General features: G+C 63.2%; 23 protein-coding genes and 2 pseudogenes. 10 read left to right on the top strand and 15 right to left on the bottom strand.

What is annotated here, in order from left to right; translation table 11 throughout:
- Positions 1-101 precede the first annotated feature (101 nt).
- A complete protein-coding gene (locus tag CFB40_RS18040; RefSeq protein WP_089431951.1) occupies positions 102-1,250 on the top strand; it encodes an AAA family ATPase in 1,149 nt (382 codons plus the stop codon).
- A 434-nt stretch (positions 1,251-1,684) separates the two neighbouring features.
- Positions 1,685-3,466 (top strand): S8 family peptidase, encoded by a 1,782-nt coding sequence (locus tag CFB40_RS18045; protein WP_241025843.1) that lies wholly within the window; start codon positions 1,685-1,687, stop codon positions 3,464-3,466.
- A gap of 51 nt (positions 3,467-3,517) precedes the next feature.
- On the opposite strand, the gene CFB40_RS18050 is transcribed toward CFB40_RS18045, so the two are convergent.
- The 6 genes from CFB40_RS18050 to CFB40_RS18075 all read right to left on the bottom strand — a co-directional run bounded on the left by CFB40_RS18050 (position 3,518) and on the right by CFB40_RS18075 (position 10,115).
- Positions 3,518-4,477 (bottom strand): amidohydrolase family protein, encoded by a 960-nt coding sequence (locus CFB40_RS18050; RefSeq protein WP_089431953.1) that lies wholly within the window; start codon positions 4,475-4,477, stop codon positions 3,518-3,520.
- Between the two features lies 1 nt (position 4,478).
- Positions 4,479-5,426: a YncE family protein gene (locus tag CFB40_RS18055; RefSeq protein WP_089431954.1), complete on the bottom strand. Its 948-nt coding sequence runs from the start codon at positions 5,424-5,426 to the stop codon at positions 4,479-4,481.
- 52 nt (positions 5,427-5,478) lie between these two features.
- Positions 5,479-6,771, bottom strand: coding sequence for an MFS transporter (locus tag CFB40_RS18060; RefSeq protein WP_089431955.1), 1,293 nt, complete (start codon positions 6,769-6,771; stop codon positions 5,479-5,481).
- 122 nt (positions 6,772-6,893) lie between these two features.
- Positions 6,894-7,811 (bottom strand): dihydrodipicolinate synthase family protein, encoded by a 918-nt coding sequence (locus CFB40_RS18065; protein WP_089431956.1) that lies wholly within the window; start codon positions 7,809-7,811, stop codon positions 6,894-6,896.
- Between the two features lie 8 nt (positions 7,812-7,819).
- The gene (locus tag CFB40_RS18070) at positions 7,820-8,992 is read right to left on the bottom strand and encodes an L-rhamnonate dehydratase (protein ID WP_089428626.1); all 1,173 of its coding nucleotides are present in this window, start codon (positions 8,990-8,992) and stop codon (positions 7,820-7,822) included.
- A 67-nt stretch (positions 8,993-9,059) separates the two neighbouring features.
- Entirely contained in the window at positions 9,060-10,115 is a 1,056-nt protein-coding gene (locus CFB40_RS18075) for a 4-hydroxythreonine-4-phosphate dehydrogenase PdxA (RefSeq protein WP_089431957.1), read from the bottom strand.
- 115 nt (positions 10,116-10,230) lie between these two features.
- On the opposite strand from CFB40_RS18075, the gene CFB40_RS18080 reads away from it, so the two are divergent.
- The gene (locus CFB40_RS18080) at positions 10,231-11,178 is read left to right on the top strand and encodes a LysR family transcriptional regulator (protein ID WP_089428624.1); all 948 of its coding nucleotides are present in this window, start codon (positions 10,231-10,233) and stop codon (positions 11,176-11,178) included.
- Between the two features lie 597 nt (positions 11,179-11,775).
- On the opposite strand, the gene CFB40_RS18085 is transcribed toward CFB40_RS18080, so the two are convergent.
- Positions 11,776-13,053, bottom strand: coding sequence for an MFS transporter (locus CFB40_RS18085; RefSeq protein ID WP_089428622.1), 1,278 nt, complete (start codon positions 13,051-13,053; stop codon positions 11,776-11,778).
- A gap of 202 nt (positions 13,054-13,255) precedes the next feature.
- Here CFB40_RS18085 and CFB40_RS18090 point away from each other — a divergent pair, with 202 nt between their 5' ends.
- Positions 13,256-13,942 carry a hypothetical protein gene (locus CFB40_RS18090; protein WP_089431958.1) on the top strand — a complete coding sequence of 229 codons (687 nt, stop codon included), beginning with the start codon at positions 13,256-13,258 and terminating at the stop codon, positions 13,940-13,942.
- A gap of 141 nt (positions 13,943-14,083) precedes the next feature.
- On the opposite strand, the pseudogene CFB40_RS18095 reads toward CFB40_RS18090, so the two are convergent.
- The 7 genes and pseudogenes from CFB40_RS18095 to CFB40_RS18120 form a co-directional block, all read right to left on the bottom strand.
- Positions 14,084-14,335, bottom strand: a pseudogene (locus tag CFB40_RS18095) (transposase); the annotation flags it as partial.
- A gap of 51 nt (positions 14,336-14,386) precedes the next feature.
- Positions 14,387-15,025, bottom strand: a complete 639-nt coding sequence (locus CFB40_RS18100; RefSeq protein ID WP_256976832.1) for a hypothetical protein — start codon at positions 15,023-15,025, stop codon at positions 14,387-14,389.
- Entirely contained in the window at positions 15,022-16,326 is a 1,305-nt protein-coding gene (locus CFB40_RS18105) for a DUF6402 family protein (protein WP_089431959.1), read from the bottom strand. The genes CFB40_RS18100 and CFB40_RS18105 overlap by 4 nt, the downstream gene beginning before the upstream one ends.
- A gap of 344 nt (positions 16,327-16,670) precedes the next feature.
- A pseudogene (locus CFB40_RS39115) lies at positions 16,671-16,874 on the bottom strand (PAAR domain-containing protein); the annotation flags it as partial.
- Between the two features lie 378 nt (positions 16,875-17,252).
- Entirely contained in the window at positions 17,253-17,402 is a 150-nt protein-coding gene (locus CFB40_RS38680; RefSeq protein WP_174975508.1) for a hypothetical protein, read from the bottom strand.
- A gap of 238 nt (positions 17,403-17,640) precedes the next feature.
- On the bottom strand, positions 17,641-18,726 hold the full coding sequence (locus CFB40_RS18115; protein WP_089428618.1) for an ATP-binding protein: 1,086 nt from the start codon (positions 18,724-18,726) through the stop codon (positions 17,641-17,643).
- 1 nt (position 18,727) lies between these two features.
- Positions 18,728-19,465 carry a response regulator gene (locus CFB40_RS18120; protein ID WP_089428617.1) on the bottom strand — a complete coding sequence of 246 codons (738 nt, stop codon included), beginning with the start codon at positions 19,463-19,465 and terminating at the stop codon, positions 18,728-18,730.
- A gap of 218 nt (positions 19,466-19,683) precedes the next feature.
- Here CFB40_RS18120 and CFB40_RS18125 point away from each other — a divergent pair, with 218 nt between their 5' ends.
- Positions 19,684-20,184: a GNAT family N-acetyltransferase gene (locus CFB40_RS18125; RefSeq protein WP_089428616.1), complete on the top strand. Its 501-nt coding sequence runs from the start codon at positions 19,684-19,686 to the stop codon at positions 20,182-20,184.
- Positions 20,185-20,534: 350 nt separating this feature from the next.
- On the opposite strand, the gene CFB40_RS18130 is transcribed toward CFB40_RS18125, so the two are convergent.
- Positions 20,535-20,690 (bottom strand): DUF3309 family protein, encoded by a 156-nt coding sequence (locus CFB40_RS18130; protein ID WP_089428615.1) that lies wholly within the window; start codon positions 20,688-20,690, stop codon positions 20,535-20,537.
- Between the two features lie 208 nt (positions 20,691-20,898).
- On the opposite strand from CFB40_RS18130, the gene CFB40_RS18135 reads away from it, so the two are divergent.
- The 5 genes from CFB40_RS18135 to CFB40_RS18155 are packed head-to-tail and all read left to right on the top strand — an operon-like array spanning position 20,899 to position 25,476.
- The gene (locus CFB40_RS18135; RefSeq protein ID WP_089428614.1) at positions 20,899-21,573 is read left to right on the top strand and encodes a histidine phosphatase family protein; all 675 of its coding nucleotides are present in this window, start codon (positions 20,899-20,901) and stop codon (positions 21,571-21,573) included.
- Positions 21,574-21,592: 19 nt separating this feature from the next.
- Complete coding sequence (locus tag CFB40_RS18140; protein ID WP_089431960.1) at positions 21,593-22,624, top strand: phosphotransferase; 1,032 nt, start codon at positions 21,593-21,595, stop codon at positions 22,622-22,624.
- A gap of 43 nt (positions 22,625-22,667) precedes the next feature.
- Positions 22,668-23,432, top strand: a complete 765-nt coding sequence (locus CFB40_RS18145; RefSeq protein ID WP_089433236.1) for an SDR family oxidoreductase — start codon at positions 22,668-22,670, stop codon at positions 23,430-23,432.
- 7 nt (positions 23,433-23,439) lie between these two features.
- The gene (locus CFB40_RS18150) at positions 23,440-24,198 is read left to right on the top strand and encodes an SDR family NAD(P)-dependent oxidoreductase (RefSeq protein WP_089431961.1); all 759 of its coding nucleotides are present in this window, start codon (positions 23,440-23,442) and stop codon (positions 24,196-24,198) included.
- A gap of 33 nt (positions 24,199-24,231) precedes the next feature.
- Positions 24,232-25,476: an acyl-CoA dehydrogenase family protein gene (locus CFB40_RS18155; RefSeq protein ID WP_089431962.1), complete on the top strand. Its 1,245-nt coding sequence runs from the start codon at positions 24,232-24,234 to the stop codon at positions 25,474-25,476.
- The last annotated feature ends 17 nt before the right edge of the window (positions 25,477-25,493 follow it).

Below are 25,493 nucleotides of genomic sequence, written 5' to 3' on the forward strand. Positions count from 1 at the left end.
AGGCTCTGTCTTCCGAATTCTTCACTTTCGTCATAAACTTCGTCAGTTGAAAAATGTAGGGATACCCCATCCGTTGTAGGGATGAATCAGGTGAATGTGGCATGAAAGACGAAATTGACGATATTGAAAGGGATTTCGCTACTTTGGCGAGGCTCGCGGCTGCGCAATCCTACGAGGATGTGCGGCTACTATTGGCTCGGCTGGTGCGGAAATATCGGCAGCGCAACCCTGATTTGGCTGCAATGCTTGACCAGAGCCTCAAGGCGACGCAAACGCGTAGCTCGGGCAGCTCGGTGTTGCGCCGCGACACGTCGCAACTTGATGCTCCACTGCCTATCGATCGGGACTCCCGTCTTGCGCTGATAAAGGAGTTTGATGATCGCGAGGGGCTTGACGTCCCGCTGCTTTCAGAGCCGCTCAAACGTCAGATCGAAGCCATTGTTCTGGAGCGACAAGAGCGCGAGAAGCTGCTCGCCCGAGGAATTGCGCCGACGCGTTCGGCCATATTGGTTGGCAAGCCGGGTTTAGGTAAAACGCTTTCGGCGCGATGGATCGCTAGTCAGCTAGGGAAGCCCCTATGGGTGCTGGATTTGACGGCAGTGATGAGCAGCCTATTGGGAAAAACCGGCAACAACCTTAGGGCGGCGCTCGACTATGCGAAGGCGAATTCCGCGATTCTGCTGTTGGATGAAATTGACGCGATCGCAAAGCGGCGTAGCGATGAATCCGATATAGGGGAATTGAAGCGTCTTGTTACCGTGATCCTTCAGGAGGTAGATCAATGGCCGGATACAGGCCTGCTGCTGGCAGCGACGAACCATCCTGAGCTAGTCGACCCAGCCTTATGGCGGCGGTTTGACGCGGTGTTAGAGTTCTCGGCTCCTGATGCGAATGCGACGGCCGCAGCAGTACGCCGCTTCCTTGGCCAAGATAGTGAGGTGCTTGCGCCGTGGGTGAATACGTTGGCGTCTGGTCTGCAGGGCAAATCACTATCGGACGTCGAGCGCGCTGTCATATCGCTTCGGCGTGGGCATGCGTTACACCACACGCCGACGGAAGTCCTCGTGGCGCAAATCGTTGGTACCAACATTGAGGTCCAACCTAAAGCGCAGCGACTGGAATTGGCTATCCAGATGGCCAAGGACGGCCAACACTCATACCAAGAGATCAGCAAATTGACCGGGGTGGCTCGAGACACGATTCGCAAACATGCCGGGCCATCTAGACGGCAAGGACGAGGGCTTAAGTAATGGTTGCAAGATATCTGATCGGCAAAGGCGAACTATTAACCTACTCAATTGACGCCCCAAAGAAAAAACCTGGCGAGAAGGCGCGTCCGTATACTTTGGCGGAGGCGAGGCGGGCGCTTTTGCCGCAGATTGACTCTGCAAACCAGTCTTTTGCGAGACTCCCGGACGCGGCCTGTCCCGATGATCTCGCAGTAGCTATGGTCACCCTCCATCCCGCGTACCTTGCGAAGTCGTACTTTCCGAGGCATCTGCTTCAAGCGGCTGGTCTACAGCATTTGGGTAGTCGTACTCAACGTGTTCGACCGAGAAAGAAGGCTTCTACGAAAGCTCCATCAGAATCCGATACCACTCAGCTCTTTGTTGCTGGGAGGCGCTCAATTCTACGAAATCTTGACGCTTACGCACGAACGCTTGAACCGGGAACGCGCGAAGGGATGGAATTTTCTCAGATCGAGAGCATCGCTCCTATGAGTCCGGTGGACCGTATCCGTCTCGGTTCGACTAGTGGGGTGCACGTTTTTGAAGTGGGCCTGCATGTCCCAGCCGGCGAAGACCCGGGCCAACTGCGCGCCATTTTCGCAAAGTACGCACAGACATGTGGTTTTGTCGTTAATCCTGCGTTCGATTTCCAAGCGGGGCAGCTACTGTTCTTGCCTGTCGAAGGGCCTCAGGAACACTTGGAGCGACTTGCACTTTTTACGCTAATGCGAGTTATTCGCGAGATGCCTCGCCTGCGTGCGGCGAGGCCGCTAACGCGAAGTACTCCAGTTGCCGTGTCGTTTGACCTTCCTGCCGGCGAGCCTTTGTCCAGAGAACCACGAGTGGCAGTGCTGGATGGTGGTCTGCCCGATGCCCACGTTCTCGGCGACTACGTGCGACGCTACTTCCTCTCGGATGAGGATGCAGATGATGTCGATCCCTACTTGGCGCACGGACTTGGCGTTACATCGGCGCTTCTCTTTGGTCCCATTGAGCCTGGTAGCCAAGCTCATCGCCCCTATGCGACGGTCGATCATCATCGGGTTCTCGACGCAAAATCGGATGAAGAAGATCCATACGAGCTGTACCGAACACTCGGGCATGTCGAGACGGTGTTGCTCTCGCGGTCATACCAGTTTGTGAACCTCAGCCTCGGCCCTGACCTCTGTGTTGAGGACAATGACGTTCACGCTTGGACTGCGGTCATTGATGACATTCTCAGTGACGGCGAAACGTTAATGAGCGTCGCAATCGGTAATAACGGAGAGAACGATGCCGAAGCCGGACTGAATCGCATACAAGTACCTGCAGATAGCGTCAATGCCTTGTCGGTAGGTGCAGTTAATCGAACCAGTAGCAATTGGAGTAAATCCAGCTACAGTGCTGTAGGGCCGGGCCGAAGCCCTGGACGAAGAAAGCCGGATTTGGTCGCATTCGGTGGTTCACCGCATGAATACTTCCACGTTGTTGCGCCGGGCAACAGGCGGGATTTGGTTGCAACTCTGGGGACGAGTTTTGCCGCACCCTTTGCACTACGCACTGCCGTCGGTATTAGCGCGATTCTTGGTAGCGCAATCGCCCCACTGACCATCAAGGCGTTGATGATCCACGGGTGCGAAACACAAGAAGGGGAGTCGGTCGACTCAGTAGGGTGGGGCATGGTACCCATCGATCTGAATACGCTGATTACTTGTGGTGATGGTGTCGCGCGCATTATCTATCAAGGTGAATTGCGTCCTGGCAAATTTCTACGCGCACCAGTGCCTCTGCCATTGGCACCTTTAGAAGGGAAAGTTACCCTTAGCGCCACGTTTTGTTATGCCAGCCCTGTTGACCCTCAGGATTCGAGCGCTTACACAAAAGCTGGGTTGGGCATCACTTTTCGCCCACACGTGGATAAGCGTAAGCCGGGAGCGCAGCACGCGACTCCGCAAAGCTTCTTCCCAGCCAACGAGTGGCGCACGGAAGCGGAGCTACGCGCAGATCTTCATAAATGGGAAACGGTCTTGCATGCGGAACATTCGTTCCGAGGGGCTAGCCTGAAGGAGTCGGTTTTTGACGTGCACTACAACGCACGCGATGCCGGTGGCGTGGCTTCAGGCGCAGAGCGCATTAGATACGCTCTCGTTGTGACGGTGAGGGCGCCGAAGCACGCAAACCTTTATCAGGACATTTTGAATACCCACACTGTCTTGCAGGCACTTGAGCCGCAAGTAACTCTGCCGCTTCGTAGCTGACGACGCATGAGTGTCATTTGACGCTCGAGGGATGGAGTGCGGAAAGCAGCGCTATCCGCGCGCCGGCCCGTGTGGCACGTCAAGCGCGATCCGGTACACCCGCAGCGCGTTGTCATGCCAGATCGCGCGACGCTCGGCATCATCGAGATGCGTCATCGCACGAGCGAACGTGCGCAGCAGCGCGGGATACGACACACGCAGCCCCGCCACCGGAAAGTTGCTGGCGAACAGGCAGCGCTGCGCGCCGAAGATCGCGATCGTGTCGCGGATGATCCGTGCGTTGTCCGCTTCGTTCCACACCGCGTCGCGCAGGCCGAGTTCGGAGATCTTCACGGTCACGCGCGGCGACGCGGCAAGCGCCTCCATGCCGCGTCGCCATCGCGCGAGGCCCGCGTCCGAGCGATCCCACGGCAGCCCTGCATGTTCGAGCACGACGTCGACATCCGGTGTATCGGCGAGCATCGAAGCCGCTTCCTCGAGATGCCAGAACGGCACGCGCAGATCCCAGCACAGCCCATGCGCGGCGAGGCGCGCCAGCGCGGCCGGCCAGCGCGGATCGCGCAGCGTGCCCGGTCCGTCGACTGACACGTTCGGCGCGGCCGAGGCGCGCGGCTTGAAGCGCACGCCACGCACGCGTGGCCACGCCGCCTGCTCGGCAAGCCGCTCATCCGCATCATCCGCGAGCAGGTCGACCCACGCGACGACCGCCGACGGTAGCCCATGCGACTCGGCGACTTCATGCAGCCAGCGCGTTTCCGCCAGCGCCTCATCACGCGCACGTTCGGCCTCGACGTGCACGCTCGCGACGATCGGTGCGCCCTGCGCCGCGTGCCGGAGCGCGTCCACCCTGAAATCGCGGCACAGCACCGCGTAGTCGCCGAACATGAAGCGCACCGGATCGTAGTCCTCCTGCAGCCACGGATAGTGCGCACCGGCATCGAGTCGCCACAGGTGATGATGTGCATCGACGAGCGCATCCGGCATGCCGTCGGGCGGTGACGCGTCGTGCATGTCAGCGCGCTCCCGCGAGCACGTACGACGCATCGGGCTCGCGCAGCGTTGCCAATGCGCCGACGAAACGCCACGTATCGAGATCGAGCTCGCGCACGTAGTCGTCCTGGAACGACACGTACGCGACGCGCCGCGACGGATGAAACGACAGCGCGGTCGGGTTCGCGGGCAGCGCGATGCGTTCGATCTCCTCGAGCTGCCGCGCATCGAACACGGAGATCGACTGCTCGCCCGAATTGGTCAGCAGCAGCAGGTCGCGGCCGTCGGGCGCGCTCGTGCGGTAGATGCGGTTCGGATCGCTGCGCGTCTTCACGCGGCGGCCGCAGGTCATCGTGTCGGTGTCGATCTCGACCAGCGTATCGTCGCCGCGATTCGCGACGAACAGCGTGCGCTCGTCGCTCGACAGCGCATTGCCTTCGGGGCGCGGGCCGGGCATCACAGCGCGCGGCGCGACGGTCGCGTCGCGCGGATGGAATTGCGTGACCGTATTCGACAGCAGATGCACGCCGTACGCACGGCTCGCATCGCGCGTGAGCGTGACGAGGTGCGTCTTCACGCCGCCGGACGGCACGGCCATGTTCGGCACGGGCTGTCGGGTCGGCTCGTCGAACACGAGCAGCATGTCGTGCGCCTCGCTCATCGCGTACAGCCGGCCGTCTCGGTCGCTCGCCATCCCGTGCGGCCGGTAGTACGGCCACAGGTCGAGCATGCGCGTATGCGTGCGTTCGACGAGATCGATCTCGGCGATCCGGTGATCGCCGTCATGGCCGCGTGACCACGCGGTCTCGATCCCGAAGATGCCGACGTAAGCAAAACGCTCGTTCACGTCGACGGTGAACTCGTGCGGGAAGTTCGGCAGCACGACGTGCTTGAGCGCGGTCTTGGTGTCGAGGTCGTAGAAGCTGAAGGTGTGGGCGCATTTCTGCACCAGCAACAGGATGTCGTTCATGGTGGGGTCTCCGTCGATTCGTCAGCAAGCCTGCGTATTCGTGTATCCGGTGTCAGTCCTCGCAGCGTTTCGGCAGCGTCAGCGCGAGCAGGCCGGCCACCGCGAGCGTGATCGCGAGGCTGTACACGCCGGCCGCCGCGCTCACGTGCTGGGTCAGCACTCCGACCGCATACGGGCCGCAGAAGCCGCCGAGATTGCCGAGCGCGTTGATCAGGCCGCGCGCGCTGCCGGCCGTCTCGACGCTGCAGAGCTTCGGCGGAATCGCCCAGAACACGCCGGCGGCCGCCTGCAGGAAGAAGCCGCAGCCGATCAGGAACGCGAACGACACGGCCATCGACGCATGCGTGAGCACCGACAGCGCCAGGCACGCGGCGAAGCCGACGAGCGGCAGCAGCACGAACAGGCGGCGCTTGCCGGTTCGGTCAGACAAATACGACGTGACGAACATGCCGATCACCATCGCGACATACGGGAGCATCGCGAGCAGGCCGATCTTGCCCATCCCGGTATGCGTGAGGTTTTTCAGCAGGGTGGGCAACCACATCGTATAGCCGTAGATGCCCACCTGATAGCAGAAGTTGATGGCGATCAACAGCCAGATCGTCGGGTTGCGCAGCAGCTCGCCGAACGACGCGGCCGCCGGCGTGCCGGCCGCGCGCTTGCGTTCCTGCTCTTCGCGCAGCGCGTCGAGGATGTAGGCCTTCTCGCGCGGCGACACCCAGCGCGCGGTCTCCGGGCCGTCGTCGGCGAACATCAGCCACACGACGAGGCACAGCAGCGACAGCGCGCCCGCACTGAAGAACAGGTGATGCCAGTCGTACGCGGCCAGGATGAAGCCGGACAGCGGCGCGGTGATCATGCCGGCGAGCGGCACGAACATGATGACCATCGCATTCGCGCGGCCGCGCTCGCGGTCGGGAAACCAGTGGCTGACCATCGTCAGCACGACCGGCAGCATCCCGCCCTCGGCCACGCCGAGCAGGAAGCGCAGCGTCAGCAGTTGCCAGGTATGCGTGACGAGCCCGGTCAGCACCGACAGCACGGCCCAGCTCACGAGCGACCATGCGATTAAGGTCTTGCCGCTGCCGAGCGCCGCGCGCCGGCCGCCGGGAATCTGCAGGAACAGGTAGCCGAAGAAGAAGATGCCGCCGGCGAGGCCGGCCATCGTCGCGTCCATGCCGAGATCGGCGTTCATCCCGCCGGGCATCGCGAACGCGATGTTCACGCGGTCCATGTACGAAATGATGCAGGCGAGCAGCAGCGGCGGAATCACGCGCAGCCAGCGGCGGCGCGGAATGGCTTCGCCGGCTTCGTAGGCCGGGGTGGCCGGGTTCAACAGGGTCATGGTGTCTCCAATCTTGGTAATGGCGGCGACGGTCTTCTGATGGACCGCTGTCACGCCGTGACGCGCCGGTGCGCAACGCCTTGCGGCGTTGCACGGGTGAACCGATGCCGGGTGCCTCGCGCCTAGCGCCCCCAGCGCAGCACGAGCGGATCGAGCCGCCGCGCCGCGTCGAGCAAGCCGGCGCGCACCTGGGGGTGCAGCTCGGGCCACGGTGCGCGCGGCGCGTCGCACGCGATCACGCCGCCTTCGCGCATCAGCGCCTTCGCGGTCAGGAATCCCGACTGACGGTTCTCGTAGTTGATCAGCGGCAGCCAGCGCGCGTACTGCGCGACCGCTTCGTCGCGACGGCCGGCGAAATACGCGTCGGTGATTTGGCGAATCCCGTCCGGATAGCCGCCGCCCGTCATCGCGCCGGTCGCGCCGGCATCGAGATCGGCGAGCAGCGTGATGCCTTCCTCGCCGTCCCACGGCCCCTCGATCGCATCGCCGCCGAGCGCGATCAGTTCGCGCAGCTTCGACGCGGCGCCGGCCGTCTCGATCTTGAAGTACGACACCGCGTCGATCTCGCGGGCGAGCGACGCGAGGAACGGCGCGGACAGCGCGACGCCGCTCGCGGGCGCATCCTGGATCATCAGCGGAATGTCGAGGCCGTCGGCGGCTTCGCGGAAGAACGCGCGCACCTGCGCCTCCGGCACGCGGAACGTCGCGCCGTGATACGGCGGCATCACCATCACCATCGCCGCGCCGAGTGCTTGAGCGCGCCGGTTACGTTCCGAGCAGATCCGCGCGCTGAAGTGCGACGTCGTGACGATCACCGGCACGCGACCTGCGACGTGCTCGAGCGTGGCGCGCGTGATCAGGTCGCGTTCGTCGTCGCCGAGCGCGAATTGCTCGGAGTAGTTCGCGTGGATGCAGAGGCCCTGCGAGCCGGCATCGATCATGAATTCGAGGCAGCGGCGCTGGCCGTCGAGATCGAGCGCGCCGGTCGCGTCGAAAATCGTCGGCACAACCGGAAAGACGCCCTGGTAGCGTGCGTGCATGGCGGGCCTCACTCGACGATGTCGAACTGGTCGAGGAATTCGGTCTTCAGCGTGAGGCCGAGGCCCGGCACGTCGTCGCGCAGTTGCACGAAGCCGTTCTCGGCCACCGGCTCGCCGTCGAAGATGTAATAGAACAGCTCGTTGCCGACCTCGACGTCGAACATCGGGAAGTACTCGCTCATCGGCGACGCGAGCGTGCTCATCGTCAGGTGATAGTTGTGCATCTGGCCCGCATGCGGAATCACCGGCACGCTGTACGCCTCGCACAGCGCGTTGATCTTGTGCGCCATCGTGATCCCGCCGACGCGGTTCGTGTCGTACTGGACGACCGACACGGCCTTGCGATCGAGCAACTGCTTGAAGCCGTACAGCGAGAACTCGTGCTCGCCGCCGGAGATCGGGATGCGCGTGAGCTGGTTCAGCTCCGCGTAGCCGTCGATGTCGTCGGCGATCACCGGTTCCTCCAGCCAGCGCGGCTGGTATTTCTCGAGCTTCGGCAGGATGCGTTTCGCGTATTCGAGGTTCCAGCCCATGTAGCACTCGAGCATCAGGTCGTTGTCGTAGCCGATCACCTCGCGGATCGCCGCGACCGACTTCAGGTTCTCGGTCACGCCCTGCTGCCCGTGCGCGGGCCCGTAGCCGAAGCGCATCTTGAACGCGCGGAAGCCTTCCTTTAGGTAGCGCTGCGCCTCGTCCTGCATCTCCTTCAGGTCGGTGCGGTAGAGCTTCGAGTAGTAGCAGGGGACCTTTTCCTTGGTGCGGCCGCCGAGCAGCTTGAACACGGGCTTGCCGACGCTCTTGCCGAGGATGTCCCAGATCGCGATGTCGACCGCCGAGATCGCGGCCATGCCGATGCCCTTGCGGCCCCATGCGTGGGTCGCGCGGTACATCCGCTGGTTCAGGTATTCGTAGTCCCACGGGTCCTGGCCGATCACGAGCGGCGCGAGGTACTGGTCGATGATCACCTTCGCGACGTGCGGCGCGAGCGCGACGTTGCCGAGGCCGACGATGCCGTCGTCGGTCTCGACTTCGACGACCGTCCATGAATGGAAGCGGAACGTGCTCATCGTTTCCTGCGGCGCGTACAGCAGGTCCATCGCGTTCGAGCAGAAGTTGCCCTGGGGCGGCACGGTCTTGCCTTTCCACTGGAAGACGCGGGCGCGCACGGATCGGATCTTCATCGGGTGTCTCCGGAGTTCGGTGTGATGTTGTCGTGTTGAGAAGCGGTCGGCCGGCGGGGCCGTCGGGTCAGGCGGAAATGGGCTGTGCGCGGCGCGCGGCGCCCATCCGGCACGCGATCTGCAGCGCTTGCCAGGTGGCGCCGACGTCGGCCGTGCCGCGGCCCGCGATGTCGTAGGCGGTGCCGTGCGCGGGCGTCGTGATCGGCACGGGCAGCCCGCCCTGCACCGTTACGCCGCGCGAGAAGCCGAGCAGCTTGATCGCGATCTGCCCCTGGTCGTGGTACATCGTGACGATCGCCTGGTAGTCGCCGGCCTGCGCCTTCAGGAAGATCGTGTCGGCGGGGAACGGGCCGTGGAACGGCGCGTCGGTCGGCCAGTCGCGCGCCTGCAGCTGGCGCACCGCCGGCTCGATGATGTCGACTTCCTCGCGGCCGCAGCTGCCGCCGTCGCCGCCGTGCGGGTTGAACGCGGCAATCGCCACCTTCGGCGCGGCGACGCCGTTCGCGAGCAGCGACCGGTAGATCAGTTCGGATGCCTGTTCAATCCGCTCGATGCTCAGGTAGCCCGGCGCATCCTTCAGCGGAATGTGCGACGAGATGCGCGCGGTCCACAGCTCGCCGAGCGTGTTGAATTCGCAGAAGTAGCCGGTCACGCCGAGCGCTTCGGCGAAGTGGTGCAGCTCGTCCTCGTGCTTCAGCCCGCCGAGCTTCATCGCGTACTTGTTCAGCGGCGCGAAGCAGATCGCGTCGATCTCGCCCGCGAGCGCGGCGTCAAGGCACAGGTCGAGCACGGTCAGCGTCGAGCGCCCGCCGGCCGCGCCGGGCTGCCCGACCGTGACGTCGGCCGGATCGATCGTGTCGAGGGCGACGAACGCGGGGCGTTCGGTCGACGGCCGGCCGCGCGCGGCGGCGAGCGACGCGACGGGTTCGACGTCGACCGTCACGCCCGCGACGCGCTGGCCGGTTTCCCACAGCCAGCGATCGCCGATCAGCACGAGATTTGCGCGGGCGGTGGCGTCGGGACGGGCGAGCAGTTTCGCGATCAGTTCGGCGCCGATGCCGGCGGGGTCGCCGAGCGTCAGCGCGACGACGGGCAGGGCGGCGGCGGGCGAGGGGGTGTTCATGCGGTGTCTCCGGTGGCGGCGCTTGGCCGTTTGTCTATCGGGTTCATGCTAGGTAGACGGAATGAGTCGGTAAATTGAAAACTCTTGATGAATCGATAACCTGGAGTAATCAAAGATGGGCTCGATCGACCGACGAGACTCGACGCCGCAGCTGCTGAACCGGCTGCGCATGCGGCAGATCGCGCTGCTGCTGGCCGTGGACGAATGCTCGACGCTGCGCGCGGCGGCCGACCAGATGGGCCTCACGCAGCCGGCCGCGACGAAGATGCTGGCCGAGCTGGAGAGCGCACTCGGCCAGCGGCTGTTCGATCGCGTCGGGCGCGGGCTCGTGCTGAATCCGGCCGGCGAGCGCGTGCTCGGCTATTTCCGCGGAATCCGCGGCAGTGTCGAGGCGTTGAACCGCGAGCTCGGCGAACTGCAGCTCGGCAGCGCGGGGCGGCTCGCGATCGGCAGCATCATGGCGGCGTCGCCGGGACGGCTCACCGAGGCGCTGGTGCAGTTGAAGGCGCGTTACCCGCTGCTGGCGATCGACATCGCGGTGGATACGAGCGACCGGTTGATGCCGCAGCTGCGCGAAGGTGTGCTGGAAGTGGTGATCGGGCGCCACGTCGGGACCGATTGCGATTTCCGCGTGGTGGACGACGAGGCGCTCGCGATCATCGCGGGCCGCGACCATCCGCTCGCGGGGGCGGGGCCGGTGGCGTTCGACGCGCTGCTCGATTACACGTGGATCCTGCAGCCGGCCGGCAGCCCGGCGCGCGAGGTCGTCGAGCGCGAGTTCAACGCGCGGCACCAGCCGATGCCGCGTGGGCTGGTCGAAACGGGGTCGATCCTGACGACGATGAACCTCGTCGACCGTTCGACGATGCTTGGCGTGATTCCGCTGACGGTGGCGCAGCGCAATGCGGAGCACGGGCTCGTCGCGATCATCGATTACACGCTCGAACAGAAGCTGCCGTCGTACGGCAGCCTTGTGCGGCGCGACCGGCCGCTGAGCATTCCCGCGCAGCAGTTTCTTGCGCTGTTTCACCGCGAAGGAGCCGGAGATGATGGCGGCGAGTAACGGCGCGGTTTGCCAGCCAAGGCGGCCGAGCCAGCCGCGCCGGCCGAGGTGGCCGAATCAGCCGCGTTGGCCGAATCAGCCGATCAGGCCGAATCAGCCCAGCCGGCCGAACCAGCCGAGCTACCCCGGCCAACCGAGCCAGCCGGGCCAACCGAGCCAGCCGAGCCAGCCGAGCCAACCGAGCCAACCGAGCCAGCCGGGCCAACCGAGCCAACCGAGCCAACCGAGCCAACCGAGCCAACCGAGCCAACCGAGCCAACCGAGCCAACCGAGCCAACCGAGCCAACCGAGCCAACCGAGCCAACCGAGCCAACCGAGCCAGCCGAGCCAGCCGAGCCAGCCGAGCCAGCCGAGCCAGCCGAGCCAGCCGAGCCAGCCGGATCAGCCGAGCCAGCCGGATCAGCCGGATCAGCCGGATCAGCCGAACCAGCCGAACCAGCCGGATCAGCGGAGCTAACCAAGCCAACCAAGCCAACCAAGCTAACCAAGCCAACCGCGCAAGCCGAGTCGGTCATGCACCACCATCGCGGAACGCAACGAAGCGTGATTGCGATGCCGGCGAGACGGCCGACGCAGGCGAAACCGCGACGACCCGCCTCAGTGCACCGACGGCGCCGCAGGCGCGTCAGCGAGCGCCGACCTCGATTCCGCCAACGAGCGATCCGGGCGAATCCGCAGCGCGGCGACGATGCCGATCAGCAGCATCGCGACCGAGCCGATGAACGGCACGGTCCAGCTCCCCGTGCGATCGACGAGATAGCCGAACAGGATCGGCGACAGGATCCCCGAGATCGCGGAACCCGCGTTCATCATCCCGCTCGCGATGCCGGCGTGGGTCGGCGCGATGTCGCTCGGCACGGCCCAGATCGGCCCGATCGTCAGTTCGAGGCACAGGAACGACCCCGACAGGCACAGCGCGACGCCGGCCGTCGAATGCACGACCGCGAGCGGCAGCAGGCACACGAGCGCGCCGACGAAGCTCGCGACGATCACGCTCTGGCGCGACAGCGCGAGGTTGCCGGTTTTCCGGTAGATCCGGTCGCACAGCCAGCCGCCGAGCGTGTCGCCGACCACGCCCGCGAAGAACACGCCGGACGCGAACAGCGCGGTCGACTTCAGGTTCAGGCCCTGGCCGTTCAGGAAGAACGTCGGCAGCCACGTGAAGAACAGCCACGCGGTCCAGCCGTAGCAGAAGTAGACGAAGATGGTCGGCGCCATCCGGCGGAACAGCGGCCCCCACGGCGTCGGGCCGGCGGGCGGCGCAGGGCGGGCGGTGCGCGTGCGGCCGGTGCCGGCTTCGTCGCCGAGCGGATGTTCGCGGAAGCCGACGATCCACCATGCGAGCCACACCAGCGTGACCGCGCCGATCACGAAGAACGCGGCGCGCCACGACAGCCAGGTCATCAGCGCGGCGACGATCGGCGGCGTGACCGCGTTGCCGAGCCGCGAGAACGAATGCGTGAAGCCCTGCACGACGCCGCGCCGCTCGCGCGGGAACCAGTGGGTGATCGCACGGGCCTGGGCGGGCAGCGTCGCGCCTTCGCCGATGCCGAGCAGCAGGCGCGCGGCGAACAGCAGCCCGAGGCTGTGCACGAGCCCGGTGGCGAAGGTCGACACGACCCAGATCAGCCCGCAGCCGATCAGCGTGATGCGGGCGCCGAACCGGTCGGCGATCCAGCCGCCGCCGATCTGGCAGATTGCATACGAATACGCGAACGCGGAGAATGCGACGCCGAGTTCGGTATTCGACAGGCCGAGTTCGGCCTTGATCGCGCCGGCCGCGGTCGCGAGGTTGACGCGGTCGACGTAGAGGATGAAAGAAAGCGCGCACAGCAGCCACAGCGTGTGGCGCCGTTGACGGTGGTCGTTAGGCATGTGTCTCACTCCATTCTCGTGCGCGGCGTGACAATGACGCTGCGTTCACTGGCCGGGCCAGCATCGCGCGGCGGCGGAGACACTGTCTAATGAATCTTTGGGATCAATCGATAACCCCAGGTATTCATTCCCGTTTCAGCGGCATCAGCCGCATCATCTGCATCAGCCGAACCCGACGCAACGGAGCACCACAGGTGAAGAATTGACCGACGACGAAGAACTTTCACTCCGCCGCGAGAGCCGCTTCTGGGACCTGCCGCCGGTGAAATGGTGGATCTGCGGGCACGGCCGCGACGGCTATTCGTTCCGTCTGCTGCTGTGGCCGCCGGTGATCGTGTTCGTGCTCGAATTCATCTGCATGCTGTTCGACGCGCTGTACACCGCCATCGGCATCAGCGCCGTCGCGACGCTGTTCCTCGGCTTCGCCGGGTACTACGGCGCGCAGCGCGAATGGCTGGTGCCCGCCGCGACCACGCGTGCGCTCGTGAAGGCGCGCATGAAGAAGGCGTCCGAGCGGTTCTCGTCGCTCGGCGTGGGCGCGACCGTGCTCGCGATCTTCGTCGCGGCGACCTCGCTGTCACTCGTGCTGTCGGGGCAGCCGGTGCTGGACACCGCCTGGAAGGACGCGGTGTCGATCTTCATCGCGCTGGTGTTCCTGCCGGTGTACGTGTCCGGCGCGGTGCGCAAGCTGGCGATCGCGCGCATCGAGGAACTGGAGGCGCTGCGCAACGCGACCCTCGGCACCCGCCTGACATTCGACCGGGCCGGTGCGGTGCGCGCGGTCGTCGTGCAGGGCGCGGCGGGGAAAGGAACGGTGTCCGTGCGGGAGTACACGGTGCTCGGGTTCAACCCGCCGCTCGAACAGGTCGGGCGCGAACCGGGCGGGTGATGGTTTAACGACGTAAAGGCGTGCGGCGTCTCGATGCAGAAGCAAGAGAAAGCCGCCTACACTATTGCATTTAAAGCGATTTCTCGATGTCGATTTAGACGCTTGGACATAAACTTGGACATGGATTCATGTCATCGCCAGATGCAGCCGCTCCCATACGCCGGCGTCCCGCCAATCTCGTAGACGTCGCCAGCCCGTCATACCACTGCCAAAGCCCAACTCCTGAGGGAGGTCTTCCCAAGGAATACCGGTCTGCAGTACATACAGGATGCCGTTCAGCGCTGCTCGATCATCGATCGTGCGCCGCCGTCCACCCTTGGGAGGTGGCGTGAACTTCGGAATCAACGGTTCCAGCGTCGCCCACAACTCGCTACTGATTTTGCGTGTCGCCATGCCGCGACGATATGACGTTCGCAGTCTCATGTCCAGGTTGTGTTAGCGACTCTAAAATGGCAGTCGCGCCTTGAGTTTTTCGATTAAAGTCGGTGGCATGGTGATCGTATAGTCCGCTTGCTTATCATCATCTTGGTAGGTAATGCTGTTTGGTCCGATGGTCAGAGGTTCATGACCCGGCTGCCCATCCCAAAAGACCTTGTAATTCCTTTTGACCTGAACTTGACCTTGTGCATCGAGCACGGTCAATTGAACGGAATCCATGTTATCGCCGAGGAAGTGGCTATTATTAACCCCGCTTCCACAGATGTTGATAGTATATTTTTCCCCTTGAAATTCTTTGATGCCACCATTCAGTTGCTGATTGTAGTTGTGCTTTGTGCAGTTGTAGCTGTCGCTTCCCATAAAGAAGTTTGCCCCAAAAATAACAATGGCGAGCCAAAAAATGATGATTGGCAGCATCTTGAGAAGTTCATGGGGGAACGATTTTTCCGTCTTATAAATGCGGTATGCTCTGTATCCAAAAAACAGTGCAATCAAAAAGAGAATTGTAACGCCGATCTCTTTGATGAAGTAAAGAGAGGCGATGACGAGTCCATTGTGCATGCTGTTTGGTAAAAGCCAATCGATGGCTAAGTATGCAATAATCAGCGCAGCAATTGATCCGGCGATCAGAAAGACATTTTTCACTGACCGATAGAAATACTGTCGTACGGACGGCATATGGTTCCCAGTTTGATGGTGATGGGTTTCGTGAGCTTGAACAGTTGAGGCTTACTGTAAATCATAAAATCTTCGCCTCTATTATGCTTCGAGCGCCACTCATTATAGGTTCGGTTGTAAACGGGCCAGTATACGTTTTTCTTTACCAGTTTCCCAAAAAATCCACGGCGTGTGTCAACTGGTTTATCGGTCTCTTTCTTGACTGAGAGGTAGTCCCAGTCAATTTCATCCTCTTCAATTTTATCACCGCTTATCCTAATTTTTAGCTCGGGCTTAACTTGACCGAGTAAATCATTGGCTGCTTCTAAATATGAGGTAATCATGTCTGCTTTATTCCAATGACCGAGGTATTGACTCTTTGATGGGTCGTCGTCATTGAGTGAGTAGTTATCCTTTATGTAGATGTAAATATGGGTAAGCTTCGCCGCTGAATTAATGCAGTATTCGTGGGATTGCTTTTCATATTTGAAGAATTTTTCATTCGTGACTTCAACCCTACCAATGGCAGCGTAGATGAGGAAGTTTCCCAGCGTGGCTGATAGATCGGTTAGGGTGGTTCCGCTAAGGGTGTCAAAGGTAGTGATCTTCTTCCTTTGAATTTGCCAATCTATATGAAACTGCCTGATGTCAGTTCCAATGGTTATGTCGAAGCTGAGGTTTGGACTTTGGCTTGCTGTTTCAGTGAACGCGGTAGTGACGTGCTGAAGAATTTTCTTTTTGATGAGGGCAAGTGCTTTTTCAGAATAAATGTCTTTTGAAAATAACTCATTTAATCTGCTTTTTACCTTGCCATACTTCAACGCCCAGTTAAGCGTGATGCTGATGTCATCTAAAGGCTGTTCGGAGTCAGGTTTGTCGTTGTAGATATGACTGGGACCGGCAAACCATCTTCTGGCAAGTTTGGCCGCCATGAACCAACCCATTTTTTCCATACCAACAGGGACATCCTGCAAGTCAAACTCAGGAATCTTGTCATGATCCTCAGCATCAGCAGCCTCTTTGGGAGGTGCAGGAGGCTTGGGAGATGCTTTGGGTTGTGCCGCAAGCAGCTTCTTGAACGCAGCCTCAGCCTCGACCTGTTCAGGGGTGGGCTTAGGTGGCGGTGGTGGGGGGGCTTCACCTGGCGCAAGCCGAGCGTATGAGATGCATTGAGGCGTGTTGATAGGCACACATCCTTGCGAACCAACATGAGCTTTCCACGTCGCCGTAGCAAAGGGAAGCACCGCAGGACTGATTTCGTAGTAAGGCAGTCTTTTGACATTTGCCATATTCTTGGCTGTATATTTTGGGGAAATAATCCACCATTCAAATGGTGAAAAATCTCGGGCTGAGCGCAGTCGAGCATCTATCTATACGGCGCGGATTGTCTCGTCGGAACATGGCTCAAGAGCGGGTAACGACCTTCGAGGAAGTATTTCTTCCCCTTCTCCTCTGTCTTGGTTGCTTGTTCAATATTGGTCGTCAATTTGATTTTCCTCTTGTAGTTTTTTTGTTGTATTTCAAAAATCTCTCCAATAAATAACAGCCTGCTGTGTGATTTTATATGGCATATCCGGAATTGGATTGCTGTCCAGATCGTGCAAGATGAATTGTTCGTCGTATCCCGAACCGCTTACAAAGGCGGTATGGGCAATTGCCGGGCTAGCAGGAGCAGCGCGTGCAATGAGCTTCGCGCCGCAAGTTGTAGGTGGTCTTCTGTAGCCACTGGTAACTCATTGTCGGTGAAGCTTGCCACTCCTTGAGCGACCTTGAAAATGTGGGGCGAACATTCTGGGCATGTGACAATGTCGCCGATTCGCACAGTGGGAATGTCATTCCAAGTATGGAAAGGATTTCAGGAGATGGTGACCCCTCCATGGGGCGTAAGATCTCCAACTACGATCTGAGATTTTCCGTTTATGTTTGCGCGCATGTTCATCGATGAATCTCCAATTATTGAGAAAAATCTCCGCCGTAGCCACTAGCCAGATTTCTGAGTGCAAGTCGTTTTGGCGAGTATTGCGGATTTAGGTTGTCACATTTGATGGGCGCTTGAATATGGGATGCGTATGAAAAAATACGGGATTCGCCAGTTTTTCGTACGAATATCGTTTTTTGTTGATCGTTATTTTCTGCATGCTGGTTTCGACATGAGTGCGCTGACGTTTGATTGCATCCGAACATCAGTTTTCCTATCGGCCCATATTGAGTCGAACTAGCGGCGCGACATCGTAGTGTTCTTGCGGTCGCGCCGCTGAATCTCCTTGAAGTATCGTTCGGCAAACTGATTCAATGTGGTGCTTTCCGGGCCGGCGACCTTGGCGCGCTGTTTTTTCTGTGCGGACGACTCGCCAACTGTTGCCATTTGCGATGCGCCATCGCGCATGAGTCTTGAGGGCTTGAGCGTAAGCGCTGGGTACTTGTCCAGCGTGAGCTTCTCGTATTTGCCGGTCAGTCTGTAGCGGTAGCGCTAGACCATGCCGCCTGTTGGAAATATCGCCAGCTACAGGTCGCGAACTTGATATGCGAGAAACCTAGGATTCGTGCGGGTATCAAGGGTATTTGCGTTCCTTGATGGAACTCGATGGATGTCAGGTCATTTACTAGGCCGGGAAGCGCGCGTGTTCCGCCGTCGGCGCGAGATTCTCGGGCCACTGCACTTCAAACCGCGTGCCGCCCGCGCCAGTCGGCACGCAGACGGCTTCGCCGTAGTGCGCATGGGCGATCGCCGCGACGACGGCGAGCCCGAGGCCGCTGCCGCCGGGCTGCGACTCGTCGATGCGCCGAAACGCCTTGAACACGTGCGGCGCGAAATCGGCCGGGATGCCGGGGCCGTCGTCCTCGACGCGCAGCCGGCACATCCCATCTTCGATGCGCGTCTGGATCCGGATCGCGCCGGGCACCGCGTGGCGGCGTGCGTTTTCCAGCAGCGCGAGCAGCGCCTGACGAATCCGCACCGGGTCGCAGCGCATGCGCCGCGGGTCGAGATCGAGCACCGGATGCTGGCCGGCGGCCTGCAGCGCATGGGCGAACACGTCGACCACGGCGCGCACGTCGGCGGCAAGGTCGGCGTCGCGGATCTCGATGCTCAAGTGGCCGCCATCCGCGAGGCTGACCACGCGCAGATCCTCGATCAGCCGCGTCAGCCCTTCGACCTGCGTGAGCAGGCTGCGGAACTGCGCTTCGTCGGGCTTGAACACGCCTTCGGCGAGCCCCTGCAGGCGCCCGCGCAGCACCGTGACGGGCGTGCGCAGCTCGTGCGCGATCGCGGCATTCCAGATCGCCTGTTCGTTGGTCACGCGCTTCAGCTCGTCGGCGAGCGCGTTGAAGTGGTCGGCGAGCAGCGCGGCTTCATGCAGCGAGCGGTCGCCTGCCACGGCACGCGCGTCGAGATCGCCGCGTGCGACGCGGCGAATGCTGTCCGTGACCGAATTGAGCGGCACGAGGATGCGGCGCGCGAGATTGACGGCGACTGCGACCGACAGCGCGAGGCCGACCGACGTGGTCGCGATCAGCCACAGCCATTCCGGTGCGGTCGGCAGCCAGTTCTTCGTGTTGAAATGCGCGGGCCAGTAATTGAACGCGACGTAGTAGAAGAGGATGGCGGTGAGCACCATCAGCAGCGTCACGCCGAACACCATCCCGGCCATCGTCAGCGCGATCTGCCGGCTCAGGCCGTCGAGCTTCACGTCAACTCCAGAGCTTGTAGCCGACGCCGCGCACGCTGACGGGCACGCCCTGCACGCCGAGGTCGTCCAGCTTCTTGCGCAGCTTGCTGACGTGGCTGTCCACCGTGCGCTCCAGCGCGTCGCCTTCCGGCAGGCAGGTGGCCATCAGCTCGGCGCGGCTGAACACACGCCGCGGCGCGCGCGCGAGCTGCGCGAGCAGCTTGAACTCGGTGAGCGTCAGCACGAGCGTGTGCCGTTCGCTGCCCACTTCGAGCGTGGCTTCATGGCGTTCGAGATCGATCTCGAACGGCGCGACCCGCAGCACGCGCTGCTCTTCCTGGCGGGCGCCGGCCATCGAACGGCGCAGCACCGCCTGCGCACGCGCGACGACTTCGGCGGGATTGAACGGCTTCACCACGTAGTCGTCGGCGCCGATGCGCAGGCCAGTGAGCTTGTCGATGTCCTGGTCGAGCGCGGTCAGCATGATCACGGGCGTGTCGCCGCGATGACGGATTTCGGCGAGCACCTTCCAGCCGTCGACGTGCGGCATCTGCACGTCGAGCAGCACGAGGTCGGGCTTGAGCTGCAGGTGCAGTTCCAGCGCGCGGCGGCCGTCGGCCGCGTGCACGGTGCGCAGGCCGCCGCGCGCGAGATAGGCGGTCAGGATCTCGGCGATCTCGGGTTCGTCTTCGGCGATCAGGACGAGCGCCTGGGCGTCCTGGCCGGCGCTGGAAGGGGGCGGGAGATCAGGCAGGGCCATTCGTGTGAGTCCATCGGGGTTTCCATCGAGTCGCCATACTACCGCATGGGAAACGCCGTCGAGCAGAGGTCGGGCGGTGGTCATCGCGTGTCGAGCGCGGTGGGCAGCGGCGGGCGCGGAGGCTGGGTGCAAGCGGGCTGCGGTGTGTTCCGGAAGCGTAACGCGTAAGGAATGCCGTTCGCCCTAAAATCGGCTCTCCTGTCTCCAGCGGCCATCCGATGCTGATGCTCACCCTTCACCCGCTTTCCGGCGAGTCGGCCAGCGACCGCGCCGACGTCTGGCGTGTCTTCACCGAAGCGCCTTCGTACGTGCAATGCGTCGAAGGCCGTTTGCCGACCCAGGAAGACGTCGACGATTTTTTCGACGGCAAGCCAGCCGCCAAGGCGGCGGCCGACAAATCGGTGTTCGGGTTGTGCGTCGGCGAGCACATGATCGGCTGCGCGGATGTCATCCGGGCCTATCCGGACGACGACTGCCTGTGGATCGGTCTGCTGTTGCTCTCGGAAGCGCATCAGCGGCGCGGTTACGGCAAGGCCGCGTTGGGGATGCTCGTCGACATGGCGAGGAAATGGGGCTACCGCACCGCGCAACTGGCCGTCATATCGACCAATCCTCGCGCCCAGGCCTTCTGGCAGCGCGAAGGCTTCGATGAAATTCGTCGCACGGTGAATCCGAGGTTTTCCGGCGACGTGATCGTCATGCAGCGCACGATCCGGTAGCACACCGCTTCTCGATCCTTAGAAACGGAAGCCGCCGCAACTCACCTATGCTCGGGGTGGATTGCGATTTCGAGTTCGGCCGGGATGCGGGCGTGATGGATATCGCACTCGCGTGACGGATTGTCGAACGTGCACCCCCGGCCAAACCTGGCGCCTGGTCCGGCTTCGTTTCGCTGTCGGAGGTCATGGCGTGGCTGTCTCGCGGATCATGGTGATCAATGACGTGCGATGGACGTCATGCCCGTAAATCGACTGCCGGCCCTCCCGGTGCGGGTATGCGCACGTTCCGGCCGGGCCGGCAGCGATTGTTTCAAACGGGCCTCTGCCTGCCCGGCTGGCGCGCGGCTGCGTCAGATTTGGCCCATCAGCACCAGTATCACGACGATGACGACGACCAGCCCGACGGTGCTCGAGGGCCAATAGCCCCAGCTTCGGCTGTGGGGCCATGCAGGAAATGCACCGATGAGTAGGAGAATCAGAATGATGATAAGGATCGTACCGAGCATCGCACCCCTCCTGGAACGGATTGGACTTCGCGGTTCTCCCGCCGAGAGTGAGGGGAGCAATGCGCGTGCCGCGACGGCGCGCGCCGAACAGCGGCAAGGCCCGCAGGGGGGCGGATTCACGGAATGAATACCCCCGAATTCAGAAAATAAAGTTTAAAAATGCGTCCTCGCCCCCTATGCTGAATTCTTCTGATCTGGCGGGCATGCGATGGCTGAACTATTTCTGGTACGGCACGGGCAGGCGTCCTTCGGTACGGACGACTACGACCGGTTGTCCGCGGCGGGCGAGCAGCAGGGCGTCTGGCTCGGCGAATACTTCGCGCAGCAAGCGCTCACATTCGATCGCGTGATCTGCGGCACGCTGAACCGCCACGCGCAGACGGTCGACGCGATCCTGCGCGGGATGGGCCGCGAAGGCGCGCCGGTCGACCGCCACCCGGGCCTGAACGAATACGACTTCCACGGGCTGTTCGCGGCCGCCGCGCACGACTACCCCGACATCGCCCGCCTCGCGGCCGGCTCGATGAAAGAGCATTTCCGCGCGCTGCGGCAGGTGCTGCAGCTCTGGTCGGAAGACAAGCTCGGCGATTCGGCCCCCGAGACCTGGGCGCACTTCCAGCAGCGCGTGGCCGACGCCCGCGCGGCCATTCGCCACGGCGGCGGCCAGCGCGTGCTGGCGGTGAGCTCCGGCGGGCCGATCGCGGTCACCGTGCAGCAGGTGCTGGCCGCCCCGCCGTCGAGCGCGATCGCGCTGAACCTGCAGATCCGCAACAGCAGTCTTTCGCAGTTTTTCTTCAACGCCGATGCGTTCCACCTCGCGTCGTTCAACGGCATCCCGCATCTGGAGGATTCCGAACGACACGCGCTGCGAACCTACGGCTGACCCACGAACGATCGCGACGATGACGAACCCTACCCAGCAACTCGACGTAGCCCGCCTCACGCGCTATCTGGAAGCGCACGTGCCGGGCTTCGAAGGCCCGGTCGACACGGAGAAGTTTGCCGGCGGCCAGTCGAATCCGACTTTCCTGCTGCACGCGAAGAGCGGCCGCTACGTGCTGCGCCGCCAGCCGCCGGGCGAACTGCTGAAGTCCGCCCATGCGGTCGACCGCGAATTCCGCGTGCTCACCGCGCTGTCGGGCACCGCGGTGCCGGTCGCGCATCCGGTTCACCTCTGCGAAGACCGCGACGTGATCGGCAGCCTGTTCTACGTGATGAGCTACGAGGACGGCCGGATCTTCTGGGACCCCGCGCTGCCGGAACTGCCGAAGGCCGATCGCGCGGCCTGCTACGACGCGTTGCTGCAGACGATGGCCGCGTTGCACGACGTCGATGTCGAGGCAGTGGGCCTCGCCGACTACGGCCGCCCCGGCAACTACTTCGAGCGCCAGATCGGCGTGTGGACGAAGCAGTACCGCGCGGCGGAAACCGAGCGCCTCGACGCGATGGAAACGCTGATCGACTGGCTGCCGAAGGCGTGCCCGGAGGACACGGGCCGGCCGACGCTGGTGCATGGCGATTTCCGGATCGACAACCTGATGTTCGCGCGCGACAGCTACCGCGTGCAGGCCGTGCTCGACTGGGAACTGTCGACGCTCGGCAATCCGCTCGCCGATCTCGCGTATCTCTGCATGTGCCTGCGGCTACCGTCCGGCGGGCAGGTGCGCGGGCTCGCGGGCCAGGATCGCGCCGAACTCGGCGTGCCGGACGAAGCGGCGATCGTCGCGCGCTATTGCGAACTGCGCGGCATCGAGCCGATCCGCGACTGGCACTTCTACCTCGCGTTCAGTTTCTTCCGGCTCGCGTCGATCGCGCAGGGCGTGAAGGCGCGCGCGCTGCAGGGCAATGCGTCGAGCGAGCAGGCGCTGCGCGTCGGCGCGATGGCCGGGCGGCTCGCCGAGCTGGCCGTCGGCGTGATCGACGCGCATCGCTGAAGCGGCCGGGCAGGACACCACATCAATGGAGGAGCACAGCAACATGGCAACGAATCTGTTCGACCTGACGGGCAAGATCGCCCTGGTGACGGGCGCGAGCCGCGGCATCGGCGAGGAAATCGCGAAACTGCTCGCGGAGCAGGGCGCGCACGTGATCGTGTCGAGCCGCAAGCTCGCCGACTGCCAGACCGTCGCCGACGAGATCGTCGCGGCAGGCGGCCGCGCCGAGGCGCTGGCCTGCCACGTCGGGCGGCTCGAGGATATCGCCGCGACGTTCGAGCACATCCGCGGCAAGCACGGCCGTCTCGACATCCTCGTGAACAACGCGGCCGCGAACCCGTATTTCGGGCACATCCTCGATACCGACCTCGCCGCGTACGAGAAGACGGTCGACGTGAACATCCGCGGCTACTTCTTCATGTCGGTCGAGGCCGGCAAGCTGATGAAGACGCACGGCGGCGGTGCGATCGTCAACACGGCGTCGGTGAACGCGCTGCAGCCGGGCGACCGGCAGGGCATCTACTCGATCACGAAGGCCGCGGTCGTCAACATGACGAAGGCGTTCGCGAAGGAATGCGGTCCGCTCGGCATCCGCGTGAACGCGCTGCTGCCGGGTCTCACGAAGACGAAGTTCGCGGGCGCGCTGTTCGCCGACAAGGACATCTACGAGACCTGGATGGGGAGGATCCCGCTGCGCCGCCATGCGGAGCCGCGCGAAATGGCCGGCACGGTGCTGTATCTCGTGTCGGACGCGGCGAGCTACACGAACGGCGAATGCATCGTCGTCGACGGCGGCCTGACGATCTGAGCGCGCGATGAAGATCGACAGCTATGCCGGGCAAGCCGTGATGATCACCGGCGCCGCGAGCGGCTTCGGCGCGTTGCTCGCGAGCGAGCTGGCCGCGATGGGCGCGCGCATCGCGCTCGGCGACCTGAATGCCGAAGCGCTCGAACGCGTGGCCGCGCCGCTGCGCGCGGCCGGCGCCGACGTGATCGCGCAACGCTGCGACGTGCGCGTCGAGGCGGAGGTGGCCGCGCTGGTACAGGCGGCCGCCGAGCGGTTCGGCCGGCTCGACGTCGGCATCAACAACGCGGGCATCGCACCGCCGATGAAGGCGCTGATCGACACCGACGAAGCCGATCTCGACCTGAGCTTCGCGGTGAACGCGAAGGGCGTGTTCTTCGGGATGAAGCACCAGATCCGCCAGATGCTCGCGCAGCGCGCCGGCGTGATCCTGAACGTCGCGTCGATGGCCGGGCTCGGCGGCGCGCCGAAGCTGGCGGCCTACGCGGCGTCCAAGCATGCGGTGGTCGGGCTCACGAAGACGGCGGCCATCGAATACGCGCGCCACGGCATCCGCGTGAATGCGGTATGCCCGTTCTACAGCACGACGCCGATGGTCACCGACAGCGATATCGGCGACCGCCAGGATTTTCTCGCGCAGGGCTCGCCGATGAAGCGGCTCGGCCGGCCCGAGGAAATCGTCGCGACGATGCTGACGCTGTGCGCGAAGGAAAACACTTATCTGACCGGGCAGGCCGTCGCCGTCGACGGCGGTGTCTCGGCCTTCTGACCGAACCGGACGAACGGAATCGAGGAGTCGATCATGGATTTTGGCTACACCCCGAAAGTGGAAGAACTGCGCAGCCGCGTGCGCGCATTCATGGACGCGCACATCGTGCCGCGCATTCGCCAGTGGAACGAGGAAGTGCATGCGGGCCAGTATCCCGTGTCGTTCATGGAGGAGCTGAAGGCGCGCGCGAAGGCGGAAGGGCTGTGGAACCTGTTCCTGCCGCACCTGAAGGACGACGAGCCCGGCATGGGCCTGACGAACCTCGAATATGCGCCGCTCGCCGAGATCATGGGGCGGGTGGGCTGGGCGTCGGAAGTGTTCAACTGCAACGCGCCGGACACCGGCAACATGGAGCTGCTGCACATGTTCGCGTCCCCCGAGCAGCGCGAACAGTGGCTGAAGCCGCTCTTGCGCGGCGAGATCCGCTCGGCGTTCGCGATGACGGAGCCCGACGTGGCGTCGTCGGATGCGACCAACATCACGACGCGCATCGAGCGCGTGGGCGACGAGTACGTGATCAACGGCCGCAAGTGGTTCATCACGAACGCCGCGCATCCGAACTGCAAGATCTTCATCGTGATGGGCAAGACCGATCCCGAGGCCGCGTCGCACCAGCAGCAGAGCATGATCCTCGTGCCGCGCGACACGCCGGGCGTGACGATCGTGCGCAACATCACGGTGGTCAATCACTACGCGCCGGAAGGGCACTGCGAGATCACGTTCGACAACGTGCGCGTGCCGGCGCGCAACCTGCTCGGCGAGGAAGGCAGCGGCTTCGCGCTCGCGCAGGCCCGCCTCGGGCCGGGCCGCATCCACCACTGCATGCGCTCGATCGGTGCGGCCGAGCTTGCGCTGGAGCTGATGGTCGACCGCGCGCAATCGCGCGTCGCGTTCGGCAAGCCGTTGAACAAGCACGGCACGGTCGGCGAATGGATCGCGCGCTCGCGCATCGAGATCGAGCAGGCGCGTTTGCTGGTGCTGAAGGCCGCGTGGATGATCGACAAGGTCGGCGCGAAGGCTGCCCGCAAGGAAATCTCGATGATCAAGGCGCTGGTGCCGACCGTCTATACGGACGTGTGCGACCGCGCGATGCAGGTGTTCGGCGCGGCGGGGTTGAGCCCCGATACGCCGCTCGCCGACCACTGGACCTGGGGCCGCGCGCTGCGCTTCGCCGACGGCCCGGACGAGGTGCACCTGCAGGCGATCGCGCGGATGGAAATCAAGGACGGCGAGCCGGGTTCGACGGCCGCGTACCTGACGCCGCCGCTGCGCGGCTGAGCATCGCGCCACGATGC

Source organism: Burkholderia sp. AU31652, from assembly GCF_002223155.1.
In the GTDB taxonomy this organism is placed as follows: domain Bacteria; phylum Pseudomonadota; class Gammaproteobacteria; order Burkholderiales; family Burkholderiaceae; genus Burkholderia.

What these genes read in the sequence shown, in the direction of transcription:
- CFB40_RS18040 (WP_089431951.1), top strand. Translation starts at nt 102, where the DNA reads ATGAAAGACGAAATTGACGATATTGAAAGGGATTTCGCTACTTTGGCG.
- CFB40_RS18045 (WP_241025843.1), top strand. Translation starts at nt 1,685, where the DNA reads ATGGAATTTTCTCAGATCGAGAGCATCGCTCCTATGAGTCCGGTGGAC.
- CFB40_RS18050 (WP_089431953.1), bottom strand. Translation starts at nt 4,477, where the DNA reads ATGCACGACGCGTCACCGCCCGACGGCATGCCGGATGCGCTCGTCGAT.
- CFB40_RS18055 (WP_089431954.1), bottom strand. Translation starts at nt 5,426, where the DNA reads ATGAACGACATCCTGTTGCTGGTGCAGAAATGCGCCCACACCTTCAGC.
- CFB40_RS18060 (WP_089431955.1), bottom strand. Translation starts at nt 6,771, where the DNA reads ATGACCCTGTTGAACCCGGCCACCCCGGCCTACGAAGCCGGCGAAGCC.
- CFB40_RS18065 (WP_089431956.1), bottom strand. Translation starts at nt 7,811, where the DNA reads ATGCACGCACGCTACCAGGGCGTCTTTCCGGTTGTGCCGACGATTTTC.
- CFB40_RS18070 (WP_089428626.1), bottom strand. Translation starts at nt 8,992, where the DNA reads ATGAAGATCCGATCCGTGCGCGCCCGCGTCTTCCAGTGGAAAGGCAAG.
- CFB40_RS18075 (WP_089431957.1), bottom strand. Translation starts at nt 10,115, where the DNA reads ATGAACACCCCCTCGCCCGCCGCCGCCCTGCCCGTCGTCGCGCTGACG.
- CFB40_RS18080 (WP_089428624.1), top strand. Translation starts at nt 10,231, where the DNA reads ATGGGCTCGATCGACCGACGAGACTCGACGCCGCAGCTGCTGAACCGG.
- CFB40_RS18085 (WP_089428622.1), bottom strand. Translation starts at nt 13,053, where the DNA reads ATGCCTAACGACCACCGTCAACGGCGCCACACGCTGTGGCTGCTGTGC.
- CFB40_RS18105 (WP_089431959.1), bottom strand. Translation starts at nt 16,326, where the DNA reads ATGGCAAATGTCAAAAGACTGCCTTACTACGAAATCAGTCCTGCGGTG.
- CFB40_RS38680 (WP_174975508.1), bottom strand. Translation starts at nt 17,402, where the DNA reads ATGGCAACAGTTGGCGAGTCGTCCGCACAGAAAAAACAGCGCGCCAAG.
- CFB40_RS18120 (WP_089428617.1), bottom strand. Translation starts at nt 19,465, where the DNA reads ATGGCCCTGCCTGATCTCCCGCCCCCTTCCAGCGCCGGCCAGGACGCC.
- CFB40_RS18125 (WP_089428616.1), top strand. Translation starts at nt 19,684, where the DNA reads ATGCTGATGCTCACCCTTCACCCGCTTTCCGGCGAGTCGGCCAGCGAC.
- CFB40_RS18130 (WP_089428615.1), bottom strand. Translation starts at nt 20,690, where the DNA reads ATGCTCGGTACGATCCTTATCATCATTCTGATTCTCCTACTCATCGGT.
- CFB40_RS18135 (WP_089428614.1), top strand. Translation starts at nt 20,899, where the DNA reads ATGGCTGAACTATTTCTGGTACGGCACGGGCAGGCGTCCTTCGGTACG.
- CFB40_RS18140 (WP_089431960.1), top strand. Translation starts at nt 21,593, where the DNA reads ATGACGAACCCTACCCAGCAACTCGACGTAGCCCGCCTCACGCGCTAT.
- CFB40_RS18145 (WP_089433236.1), top strand. Translation starts at nt 22,668, where the DNA reads ATGGCAACGAATCTGTTCGACCTGACGGGCAAGATCGCCCTGGTGACG.
- CFB40_RS18150 (WP_089431961.1), top strand. Translation starts at nt 23,440, where the DNA reads ATGAAGATCGACAGCTATGCCGGGCAAGCCGTGATGATCACCGGCGCC.
- CFB40_RS18155 (WP_089431962.1), top strand. Translation starts at nt 24,232, where the DNA reads ATGGATTTTGGCTACACCCCGAAAGTGGAAGAACTGCGCAGCCGCGTG.